Consider the following 11,373-nt stretch of genomic DNA (forward strand, 5'->3'; position numbering starts at 1 on the left):
ACAGATCGGGAAGATGATCGACAATGAGGCCCCACTGAATGAAATTCTGATCTATTACCTCAATTTTACGATCTACATCGGGCACCTTCTGTTTCCGATCTTCCTTTTTCTTTCTATCATCTTCTTTACCTCTAAACTGGCCAGCAATACAGAGATCGTTGCCATCCTGAGTTCCGGGGTATCCTACCGGAGATTTTTGCGCCCCTATTGGATCGGGGCTACTATTATTGCTGTAATTATGTTCTTCATGGGGATGTTTATAGTTCCCAATGCCAGCAAGGGGTTTAATGAATTCAAGTACAAATACCTGAAGAAGGGCAAGAAAGACCGTGTCACCAGTAATATATTCAATCAACTCAACGAAAATGATTTTATATATGTGAGCAGCTTTGACCCGGCGCGAAAAATCGGGTACAATTTTACCTTTGAACATTTCAATGAAGAGCAAAAACTGGATTATAAGATTACTGCAGCGAATATTCGTTGGGTACCTGCAGACAGTGTCTACCGCCTTACTACCTACACCAAACGCGACCTGCAGGGGGAAAAGGAACTTATGGAAACCAGAAGACGCCTTGATACGGTCTTCAACTTCAAGATTGAGGACCTCACGCCGGTATCCTACATTGCTGAGACCAAAAATTTGTTTGAACTCAACTCCTTTATCAAAACCCAGAAACGCAAAGGGGCATCCAATATTAACACCTATATCCTGGTTAAGTACAAGCGATGGGCCCTGCCGGTTGCGGCCTTTATTCTGACCATAATCGGAGTAGCGGTTTCCTCGGTAAAGCGAAGGGGGGGCATGGGTGTCAACCTGGCTTTTGGTATAGGTGTGGCTTTTATTTATATCTTTTTTGACAAGGTGTTTGGAACCCTGGCAGAACAATCGGGGTTTTCTCCTTTATTGGCGGTAATTATCCCGAATCTGGCCTTTGGCCTGCTGGGCATATATCTGTTGCAAAATGCAAAAAGATAACCTGAGAAGTTACCTGCTGCTCCATTTCATTGTTTTTATTTGGGGGTTTACCGCTATTTTGGGGAAGCTCATAACTATTGATGCCCTCCCGTTGGTCTGGTACCGAATGGGCATTGCCTCCTTGTTGATATATGGCTATATCCGTTTTAAGCGATCTTCCCTGAAAGTTTCACGAAAGACCTTTGGTATGCTCCTTCTTGGCGGGATCACGATTGCCCTGCATTGGGTCACCTTCTTCTCGGCAATAAAGGCGTCCAATGTATCCATAGCCCTGGCTACCATGTCGGCCGGCGCCCTTTTTACGGCTTTTCTGGAGCCCCTCTGGTATGGCCGCAAGTTTGTCTTGTATGAAATTCTTTTTGCCGTATTGGTCATCCTCGGGCTTTCCTTGATCTACCAGGTAAATACCCAATACGGATGGGGGATTTTGCTGGCCCTCGTTTCCGCATTCCTGGGGGCCATCTTTACTCTGATCAATGGCCAGCTCATTAGGACGAACAAACCGGCCACCATCTCATTTTATGAATTATCCATAGGGGCCCTCTTTCTATCCGTGCTGCTTGGCGTGCAGGGGCAGTTTGACACTTCATTTTTTAGTCTGATCCCGATGGACTGGGTGTACCTTGCAGTACTGGCTTCTGTTTGTACGGCCTACGCTTTTATCGCCTCGGTTAAGGTTATGCGTTTTGTAAGCCCCTATACAGTTATGCTTACGATTAATATGGAACCGGTGTATGGGATTCTCCTGGCCTTTGTGATCTTTGGGGAGAGCGAAAAGATGGATGCCCTTTTCTACCTCGGGGCCCTGGTTATTCTGATAACGGTCGTGATCAATGGAGTTATCAAAATCAAAGGCACCAAAGACAAAGCAGGGGATATGCATTAATATTTTATATTTGCTTGCTGGACTGACTAATCTAAAGAACACATGGAATACCTGGAATTTGAGTTGCCAATAAAAGAACTGGAAGAACAGTTAGAAAAATGCCAGATTATCGGCGAGGAGAGTGATGTTGATGTAACGGAAACCTGTAAGCAGATCGAGAAAAAACTGGCGGAAACCCAGAAGAATATCTATAAAAACCTAACCGCCTGGCAGCGGGTTCAACTTTCCCGTCACCCAGACCGGCCCTATACCCTGGATTACATTCGGGCCATCTGTGGGGATACCTTCCTTGAATTGCATGGAGACCGTTCCGTAAAGGACGATAAGGCCATGATTGGGGGGCTTGGAAAAATCGGGGATCAAAGTTTTATGTTTGTCGGTCAGCAAAAAGGGCACAATACCAAAACCAGGCAGTTTAGAAATTTTGGGATGGCCAACCCGGAAGGCTACAGAAAGGCCCTCAGGCTGATGAAATCCGCAGAGAAGTTTGGGATTCCGGTGGTCACTTTTATAGATACGCCCGGTGCTTATCCCGGAATTGAAGCCGAGGAACGCGGTCAGGGAGAAGCTATAGCACGGAATATCCTGGAAATGACCCGGCTCAAAGTCCCGATCATTGTGGTTATTATTGGAGAAGGTGCCTCAGGGGGCGCTCTGGGTATCGGGGTAGGAGATGTAGTGCTTATGCTCGAAAATACCTGGTATTCTGTGATTTCTCCGGAATCCTGTTCCTCCATCCTGTGGAGAAGCTGGGAGTACAAGGAACAGGCCGCAGAAGCCCTGAAACTAACGGCTTCAGACATGAAAAGATTAAAGCTTATTGATGAGATCGTAAAGGAACCTGCAGGGGGAGCACACCGCAACCGTGAAAAGGCTTTCGATATTGTCAAGAATAAAATTTTGAAACACTACACGGAACTTAAAAAGTTATCACCAGAAGAACTGGTGGCTACCCGTATGGATAAATACGCCCAAATGGGGGTGTTTAGTGGCTAAGTATTCTGTTTATCAGCACTCCTTAAGAATTCAGAAAAGTTAACAGGACCTTTTTTCTGGTTATGAACATTAATTCGTAACTTATTAACATCGATTTTGTTAACTAGTGGTGAATATCACAGGCTGTATTTTTAAAGTTAACTAAAGGTTAAATCCCTACTTTCGTATTCATGGACAAGGCGAGCCCTATACTAGGCCATAAAGTTGGTAAAACTGCTGTCATTTCGCTCGAGAAAGGCAAAATACCCCCTCAAGCTGTTGATTTAGAGGAGGTTGTGCTTGGAGCCATGATGATCGACAAAAAGGGAGTGGATGAGGTAATCGATATTCTGCACCCGGATGTTTTCTATAAAGACGCACATCGTTACATTTACGAAGCGATCTTCACGTTATTTGAAAGCAGTGAACCAGTGGATTTATTAACCGTTTCGGCCCAGTTGAAGAAGGCCGGGAGGTTAGATCAGGTGGGAGGTGATTTTTACCTCATTAAACTGACCCAAAAAGTGGCTTCCTCAGCCCATATTGAGTTCCATGCCCGAATTATCCTTCAGAAATACATACAGCGCAGCCTGATTAAGATTTCAAGCGAGATTATCGAGGATGCCTACGATGACAGTTCCGATGTCTTTGACCTCCTGGACAATGCAGAAGCCAAATTGTACGAGGTCACCCAGGGGAACCTGAAACGCTCTGCAGAAACTGCGCAGAACCTGGTCATCATGGCCAAGAAGAAGATCGAGGAAATTTCCAACAAGGAAGGATTGAGTGGCATACCTTCTGGCTTTGACAAAGTGGACAAACTCACTTCTGGTTGGCAACCGAGTGACCTGATCATCATTGCGGCCCGTCCGGGTATGGGTAAAACAGCCCTAACCCTTTCTATGGCGCGTAATATGGCGGTAAATTCTAATATCCCGGTGGCATTCTTCTCCCTGGAAATGTCATCTGTGCAACTGATAACAAGGCTTATTTCTTCAGAAACCGGCCTTTCTTCCGAAAAGCTGAGAACCGGCCGGCTGGAAAAGCATGAATGGGAGCAACTCAATGTAAAGGTAAAATCGCTTGAAAAGGCGCCTTTGTTTATTGACGATACCCCATCACTCTCCATTTTTGACCTGCGTGCAAAGGCGCGGCGACTGGTTTCCCAGCACAAGATCCGCCTGATCATTCTGGATTATCTTCAGCTCATGACTGCCGGTAGCAGCCAGAAAGGGGGCAACAGGGAACAGGAGATTTCAACCATTTCCAGGAACCTCAAGGCCCTTGCAAAGGAACTGGATGTGCCCGTTATCGCACTTTCGCAGTTATCACGAGCTGTTGAGACCCGGGGGGGGAGCAAGCGGCCTATTCTTTCTGACTTGCGGGAATCGGGTGCTATCGAACAGGATGCCGATATCGTGTCCTTTATCTACCGGCCGGAATACTACAAAATTGACGAATGGGACGATGAAGAACGGACCCCAACCCAGGGTCAGGCAGAATTCATCGTCGCGAAGCACCGTAACGGAGGCCTCGATAATATTAGGTTAAAGTTCATTGCCCAACTGGGTAAATTTGATAACTTGGATGACTTTGATTCCCCCTTCGAGTTCCAATCCAAGATGAATGTTGATGGGGAGAATCCCTTTGTCGCCAAAAGCTTCCCCTCTACAGATGAGGCCTTTGGAAGCGCGATGAATGATGATCTCGACCCTGATGACAACGAAGTTCCGTTTTAATACAACATTTTCACCTAAGGTTAAATCCCCTGGGGTACGCCTACGCACATCGTTAATTGGCCTATTCCTGATGCTCAGCCTGCAGGCAAACGCATCGGTCATCCTGATCCCTATGGATGCGGAAAGCCAGGAAAATCATTTAAAAGCATACGGGATCACTTACTGGGTACTCAGCCAACAGCAAAAAGTTCAATGGTTGTTGAATTACAGGGGTGGATCCTTCCTGTTGCCAGACGGGGACCGTATTCGAAAGGAATGCCAGATAAGAGGCGTATCCTTCGAGGTCCTTTCAGACAATCAGGCACAATCCATTCTGGAGACAATTAACAGCCCCTCACAGAACCAGGAGGCGGTAATCCTTGAAAAGGCACCTAAAATTGCGGTCTACTCCCCTAAGGACAAACAACCCTGGGACGATGCGGTCACCATGGTGCTTACCTATGCAGAAATACCCTATGTGACCGTATATGATGAAGAGGTGCTGGATAATAAGCTGGTATTGTATGACTGGCTGCACCTGCATCACGAGGATTTTACAGGGCAATATGGTAAATTTTACAGTGCCTATCGTGCCACGCCCTGGTACATTGAAGGGAAGCGCAATGCTGAGGCCCTTGCGGCAAAACTGGGATTCAGCAAGGTATCTGATGAAAAACTCGCGGTAGCTATCAAGATAAGGAACTATGTTATAGGAGGGGGGTTCATGTTCGCTATGTGTTCTGCCACGGATAGCTTTGATATCGCCCTGGCCGCCGAAGGGGTAGACATTTGCGAACCTATGTTCGACGGAGACCCCTCTGATCCAAATTACCAGCGCGCGCTGGACTACAGCAACACCTTTGCCTTTACGGATTTCACACTGGAAAGAAGCCCGCTGCGCTACGAATTCTCCTCCATCGATATGACGAGAAAGCGCGATAATGTGGCACCGGAATCGGATTATTTCTCCCTAATGGAATTTTCGGCCAAGTGGGATCCGGTACCTACTATGCTGACGCAAAATCATACCGCTCTGGTGAAAGGATTTATGGGACAGACGACGGCCTTTAACCCCGATGAGATCAAACCTACCGTCATGATCCTTGGCGAAAACAAAATTAACGGTGAAGCCCGCTACATCCATGGGATCAAGGGCAAGGGATTTTTTACGTTTTACGGGGGGCACGATCCTGAAGATTACCAGCATAGGGTAGGGGACCCTAAAACCGAACTCGAACTGCACCCCAATTCGCCGGGCTATCGATTGATCCTGAATAATGTGCTATTTCCTGCTGCCCGGAAGAAGAAACAAAAAACCTGATTCTATTAATTCAGTTGGGCAAGTAACTGTTCCAAAATACGCTCCACACCCATTTCGTTGTTGCTAACTGTCTTATACCTGGCAGCCTTCAGGACATTGGGATGGGCATTGGCCATGGCAAAACTATAAGCCGCCTTTTCCATCATTTCAAGGTCGTTGTTATAGTCCCCGAAAACCAGCGTTTCTTCCCTTGAAATACTGTAAGTTTCCTGAATCCGCGTGAGTGCGTATCCCTTGTTTGCATCGTTGTGGGAGAGGTCGAGCCAATTTTCCCCGGAAACCTTCACCATTAACTCGGAGTTGAATTTTTTCAGTTCCGGATAGAGGTGCTCCTCGGAACCATCAAAGTGAAATACCGCAATTTTTATGACCTCGCCTTCGAAGGTCTTTAAATCGTGAAGCAATTCAAATCGTGTGTAGTATTCTTTCAGTTTATTTACAAACTCGACCTGGCTTTTCAGGATATAGGCGTTGTCTCTGCTGCACAGCACAGGTTTTGAACCCTCCAGGCGCTCTACGACATTTAGGATCCTGTTTATTACCCCAGGATCTAGCGGGGTATGAAGTATTTCCGTTCCCTGGTCCGTAACTATTCCACCGTTTTCGGCGATAATGAAGATCTCGTCCTGTATGGGGGACAGTTTTTCAGCAATGCTGTTGTGTTGCCGTCCACTAGCCGCAGCAAAACGGATTCCTTTTTCCTTGAGCCTTTGGTAAAGTTCAAAGAAATACGGACTCACCTGATGCTCTGTATTCAGCAAGGTGCCATCCATATCTGTTACGACCAGTTTTACTTTTGATAAATCCATGCTGCGAGGTGCTACAAAGAGACAAAGGTATTTTTTATGTTTAAATTTCGGATACCTTTAAGGAAATATTACCAGAAGGCGATACAAATGAAAATTTTCCAGAAAGAAGTCAGACTTAAACCCTATCCAAGAGGTTTTCATTTGATTACACGGGACATCACCGGTCAATTTCCGGAAATACAGACCCTAAAACAGGGCTTTTTACAGGTATTTATCAAGCATACCTCGGCCAGTTTGTGTTTAAATGAGAATGCCGATCCCACCGTTCGCGGGGATTTTGAACGGCATTTCAATGTTATGGTCCCGGAAAATGCACCTTATTATGTGCATACTTACGAAGGTCCTGATGATATGCCGGCGCATATAAAAAGCGCCCTTTTAGGGGTTCAGCTCCAGATCCCGATAACCAACGGCCGACTCAACCTGGGTACCTGGCAGGGCATTTATCTTTGTGAACACCGGGATAATGGTGGAAGCCGGTCCCTGGTGCTTACGGCCTGCGGGACATAAAAAAACCCTGACGTTTTGGTCAGGGTCCTTTAGCGAGATAATTTCGGTGTTATTTTACTTTCTGCACAATCGCCTTAAACGCTTCCGGATGGTTCATTGCCAGGTCGGCAAGCACCTTGCGGTTAAGGCTGATATTATTTGCTTTTAACTTGCCCATAAACTGGGAGTAAGACATTCCGTGCATCCTCGCCCCGGCATTGATACGGGTGATCCAAAGTGCGCGAAAGCTCCTTTTTTTGTTTCTTCGGTCGCGATAGGCATACAGCATCGCCTTTTCCACGGCGTTTTTCGCAACCGTCCATACATTCTTCCTGCGGCCAAAATATCCTTTGGCCTGTTTCATAACTTTTTTTCTACGAGCCCTAGAGGCTACTGAATTTACTGATCTTGGCATTGTTTTGTGTTTTTTGTAGCAGGCGGTTAATTCATTGCTGAAATCAACACTTTGCGGGGCCTGACTCCATGGTTAATACTACCTTTTACTTCAGACGCAATTGTTGCCTGATGTTGTCTTCATCCGCTTCGTGTACCAACGTAGCGTGCGTGAGTTTAAGCTTACGCTTTTTACTTTTCTTGGTCAGGATGTGACTCTTAAAAGCGTGCTTCCTCTTGATTTTTCCAGTACCGGTAAGTTTAAAACGCTTCTTAGCACTGGATTTTGTTTTCATTTTAGGCATCGTACTCCTGTTTATCTGTTTATCTCGCTTTCTCTTTTATTTCTTTGTCTTGGGGGCGATGAACATGATCATACGTTTCCCCTCAAGTTTTGGCATTTGTTCCACCTTTCCGATATCTTCCAGGTCCTGTGCCAGTCGGAGCAATAAGATTTCTCCCTGCTCCTTATACACGATCGAACGGCCTTTGAAAAAAACATAGGCCTTGAGCTTTGCCCCATCTTTCAGGAACTTTTCCGCGTGCTTCTTTTTAAACTCATAATCGTGGTCATCTGTATTTGGACCGAAACGTATTTCTTTCACCACAACTTTGGTGGCTTTGGCCTTCATGGCCTTCTCGCGTTTCTTTTGTTCGTAGAGGAATTTTTTGTAATCAATGATCTTGCATACAGGGGGGTCTGCCTTGGGTGAAATCTCAACGAGATCCAACCCGAGTTCTTCTGCCTTTTCCCTGGCCTGCCTGATCGGATATATCCCCATTTCAACATTATCCCCAACAAGCCGCACTTCTGTAGCGGTGATCTCCTTGTTGATATTGTGGGGATTTTTTATTTCCCTACGTGGTCTTGGTCTAAATCTTCTGCGTATTGCTATGGCTTATGTTTTTAATTATACTTCCGTTTCAAACGGTTTTAATGTACTGTTTATTTCTTCTTCTATCAAATTTACAAATGATTCGATAGCAATGCTACCGTGATCTTCCCCTCCATGTCTCCGTACAGAAACCGTACCTTCTTCCTGTTCCTTGTCCCCTACAATCAGCATGTAGGGAATCTTATTCATTTCGGCTTCCCGTATCTTCTTTCCTACGGTCTCGTTCCTGTTATCCAGGAGCGCGCGAATTTCGTGATTTTCCAGTGAATTTAAAACTTTTTCAGCATATTTTTCGTGTTTCTCGCTGACTGGCAGCACAATAGCCTGATCAGGGATCAGCCAGAGAGGAAAATTACCCCCCGTATGTTCCAGCAATAAAGCTACGAAACGCTCCATTCTACCAAAGGGGGCTCTGTGGATCATTACCGGCCTGTGCAGCTCATTATCACTTCCTTTATAAGTGAGATCAAAGCGTTCTGGCAGGTTATAGTCTACCTGGATGGTACCCAACTGCCAGTTCCTGCCCAGGGCATCCTTGACCATAAAGTCCAGTTTTGGCCCATAGAAGGCGGCTTCTCCCTTCTCGATTACATAATCCAGGCCTTTTTCCTCAGCGGCATTGATGATCGCCTGCTCTGCTTTATCCCAGTTTTCTGCGTTTCCAATATACTTCTCAGGGTTTTCCGGGTCTCTTACCGAGACCTGGGCAGTGAAATTTTCCAGTCCCAGTGACCGCAGCACATACAGGGAAAGGTCAATTACGTTCTTAAATTCCTGATTGAGCTGGTCTGCGGTACAGAAAATATGTGCATCGTCCTGGGTAAATCCCCTTACCCGGGTTAAGCCGTGCAACTCACCACTTTGTTCATACCGGTAGACCGTTCCGAATTCTGCATATCGCTTAGGAAGTTCACGGTAGCTGAAGGGTTTAGCATTATAAATTTCACAGTGGTGAGGACAATTCATGGGCTTTAACAGAAACTCCTCGTCTTCTTTTGGCGTATGGATGGGTTGGAAGCTGTCTTCCCCGTATTTGGCATAATGTCCGGAAGTGACATAGAGTTCCTTTTGACCGATATGTGGAGAGACCACCATTTCATAGCCCGCTTTTTTTTGTGCCTTTTTCAGAAATTGTTCCAGCCGTTCCCGCAGGGCAGCTCCTTTGGGTAACCATAAGGGCAGGCCCTGGCCCACTTTCTTCGAAAAAGTAAACAATTCGAGTTCCCTGCCCAGCTTTCTGTGGTCTCTTTTCTTGGCTTCTTCAATTAATTCCAGATACTCGGTAAGTTCCTTTTGTTTTGGAAAGGAAATGCCATAGACCCTGGTGAGCTGGGGGTTGTTTTCGTCCCCTCTCCAGTAGGCTCCTGCCACGTTGAGGACTTTGAATGCTTTTATGTATCCGGTATTGGGGATGTGCCCGCCCCGGCACAAATCAGTAAAGGTTGAGTGATCACAAAAGGTAATATCCCCATCCTCCAGGTTTTCTATCAGCTCAAGCTTATACTCATTTCCCTGTTCCTGGTAATAAGCGAGGGCATCCTTTTTTGAGACCTCACGCATTGTATATTCGTGTTTGCCTCTCGCGATTTCCAGCGCCCGTTTTTCCACTGTGGCAAAATCCTTTTCGGAAATGGTATGTTCTCCAAAATCAACGTCGTAGTAGAAACCATTTTCAATCGCCGGACCGATGGTAAGTTTGATTCCCGGGTACAATTCTTCCAGTGCCTGTGCCAGAACGTGGGAAGAAGAATGCCAGAACGCCTTTTTCCCCTCCTTATCCCTCCAGGTATAGAGAACAAGGCTACCATCCTCCTGCAAAGGGGTAACCGTTTCCACGGTCTGCTCATTGAACTTAGCCGAAATTACATTGCGGGCAAGGCCTTCGGAGATCGACCGGGCGATGTCCATAGGAGTGCTTCCCTGGGGATATTCCTTGACAGTACCGTCTGGGAGGGTAATACGAATCATAAAAATGGAATCACAAATAAAACAGCAAAGATACAGCCTTGGCGGCACGGAGGCAATAGTTGGCGCTTGTAAATCCTGTATATCAGGTGGAGGCAAATACCGTTGGCTTGGGTAGGTGACTTACGCGACAATAATTTACTTGGATTTCCCAAACACCGCATCCATCAGGATTTTAATGCTGTAGAAACCCATACTAATCGCACCTACAGCAAATACAAGTCCGATTATCAAGACAGGGAGAAAAAACGGATGGTCCTGGTTTTTAAAGGCCTGGTACAGGACGAAAGGGGCCAGGAACATAAGTCCGATGGTATACATCAGGAACTTTACCCCTTTTAACAATAATTTCTTATCGGTTCTCATGGCAACACTAGCTGGGTGTAAAAGTAGAAAATAAAGGCTATATTTAATTCAGCCGGGAAGTGTATGGGAAAAAGTCTTTTGGCAGCATTCAGATTAAAGAAGAGGCATGCGTGTTTTATTGGCTCCGGATAAATTTAAGGGTTCCCTGACAGCAGGGGAAGTGGTAGCGGCACTCAGCAGGGGGATTAGGAGCATATTCCCTGATGCGACCTTACACCCCATTCAAGCTTCTGACGGCGGGGATGGATTCCTGGACGCCGTTTCCCATTATCGCAAAACCAAATTGATAGTTACGTCTTGTGAAGATCCGTTGGGGCGTGAAATCAAGGCTCCTTTCCGGGTGGATCCTGAAATGGGAGAAGCCTATATAGAAATGGCCCAGGCTGCTGGCCTTGTACTCTTATCGCCGGAAGAACGCAGTGCCATGAAAACATCGAGCAGGGGTACAGGAATGCAGCTTCGTGAGGCGTTGAAAATGGGATGTCATAGCATCTTTATTGGCCTGGGGGGTAGTGCCACCAATGATGGGGGAACCGGTATGGCAGAGGCTCTGGGAATCCGTTTTATGGACGCCCG

13 protein-coding genes are annotated in these 11,373 nt (G+C 46.3%); 7 read left to right on the forward strand and 6 right to left on the reverse strand.

Annotated features, from left to right (window positions below):
• The 5 genes from AC4E7D_RS03200 to AC4E7D_RS03220 all read left to right on the forward strand — a co-directional run.
• On the forward strand, positions 1 to 979 hold a 979-nt coding region (locus tag AC4E7D_RS03200), incomplete at its 5' end, for an LptF/LptG family permease (protein WP_490172363.1).
• Positions 966 to 1,865 (forward strand): DMT family transporter, encoded by a 900-nt coding sequence (locus tag AC4E7D_RS03205; protein WP_490172364.1) that lies wholly within the window; start codon positions 966 to 968, stop codon positions 1,863 to 1,865. The genes AC4E7D_RS03200 and AC4E7D_RS03205, both read left to right, overlap by 14 nt.
• 42 nt (positions 1,866 to 1,907) lie before the next feature.
• Positions 1,908 to 2,861 (forward strand): acetyl-CoA carboxylase carboxyltransferase subunit alpha, encoded by a 954-nt coding sequence (locus AC4E7D_RS03210; protein ID WP_490172365.1) that lies wholly within the window; start codon positions 1,908 to 1,910, stop codon positions 2,859 to 2,861.
• A gap of 170 nt (positions 2,862 to 3,031) precedes the next feature.
• Complete coding sequence (gene dnaB / locus AC4E7D_RS03215) at positions 3,032 to 4,579, forward strand: replicative DNA helicase (RefSeq protein ID WP_490172366.1); 1,548 nt, start codon at positions 3,032 to 3,034, stop codon at positions 4,577 to 4,579.
• Positions 4,580 to 4,649: 70 nt separating this feature from the next.
• Entirely contained in the window at positions 4,650 to 5,879 is a 1,230-nt protein-coding gene (locus tag AC4E7D_RS03220; protein WP_490172367.1) for an asparagine synthetase B, read from the forward strand.
• Between the two features lie 5 nt (positions 5,880 to 5,884).
• Here the strand turns inward: AC4E7D_RS03220 and AC4E7D_RS03225 are convergent, their stop codons facing one another.
• Positions 5,885 to 6,688, reverse strand: coding sequence for an HAD family hydrolase (locus AC4E7D_RS03225; RefSeq protein ID WP_490172368.1), 804 nt, complete (start codon positions 6,686 to 6,688; stop codon positions 5,885 to 5,887).
• An 87-nt stretch (positions 6,689 to 6,775) separates the two neighbouring features.
• Between AC4E7D_RS03225 and AC4E7D_RS03230 the strand changes: the two genes are divergently transcribed.
• Positions 6,776 to 7,198, forward strand: coding sequence for a secondary thiamine-phosphate synthase enzyme YjbQ (locus AC4E7D_RS03230; protein ID WP_490172369.1), 423 nt, complete (start codon positions 6,776 to 6,778; stop codon positions 7,196 to 7,198).
• 49 nt (positions 7,199 to 7,247) lie between these two features.
• Here the strand turns inward: AC4E7D_RS03230 and rplT are convergent, their stop codons facing one another.
• From rplT to AC4E7D_RS03255, 5 genes are all read right to left on the reverse strand, one after another.
• Entirely contained in the window at positions 7,248 to 7,592 is a 345-nt protein-coding gene (gene rplT, locus AC4E7D_RS03235; protein ID WP_490172370.1) for a 50S ribosomal protein L20, read from the reverse strand.
• An 85-nt stretch (positions 7,593 to 7,677) separates the two neighbouring features.
• Positions 7,678 to 7,875, reverse strand: a complete 198-nt coding sequence (gene rpmI / locus AC4E7D_RS03240) for a 50S ribosomal protein L35 (RefSeq protein ID WP_490172371.1) — start codon at positions 7,873 to 7,875, stop codon at positions 7,678 to 7,680.
• A 36-nt stretch (positions 7,876 to 7,911) separates the two neighbouring features.
• On the reverse strand, positions 7,912 to 8,406 hold the full coding sequence (gene infC / locus AC4E7D_RS03245; RefSeq protein WP_490172380.1) for a translation initiation factor IF-3: 495 nt from the start codon (positions 8,404 to 8,406) through the stop codon (positions 7,912 to 7,914).
• Between the two features lie 75 nt (positions 8,407 to 8,481).
• Positions 8,482 to 10,434, reverse strand: coding sequence for a threonine--tRNA ligase (thrS, locus tag AC4E7D_RS03250; protein WP_490172372.1), 1,953 nt, complete (start codon positions 10,432 to 10,434; stop codon positions 8,482 to 8,484).
• Between the two features lie 135 nt (positions 10,435 to 10,569).
• Entirely contained in the window at positions 10,570 to 10,797 is a 228-nt protein-coding gene (locus AC4E7D_RS03255; protein ID WP_490172373.1) for a DUF6095 family protein, read from the reverse strand.
• Positions 10,798 to 10,903: 106 nt separating this feature from the next.
• Between AC4E7D_RS03255 and AC4E7D_RS03260 the strand changes: the two genes are divergently transcribed.
• Positions 10,904 to 11,373 (forward strand): glycerate kinase (locus AC4E7D_RS03260; protein ID WP_490172374.1); only part of this gene is annotated, 470 nt, incomplete at its 3' end.

The organism is Lentiprolixibacter sp. (genome assembly GCF_982873095.1).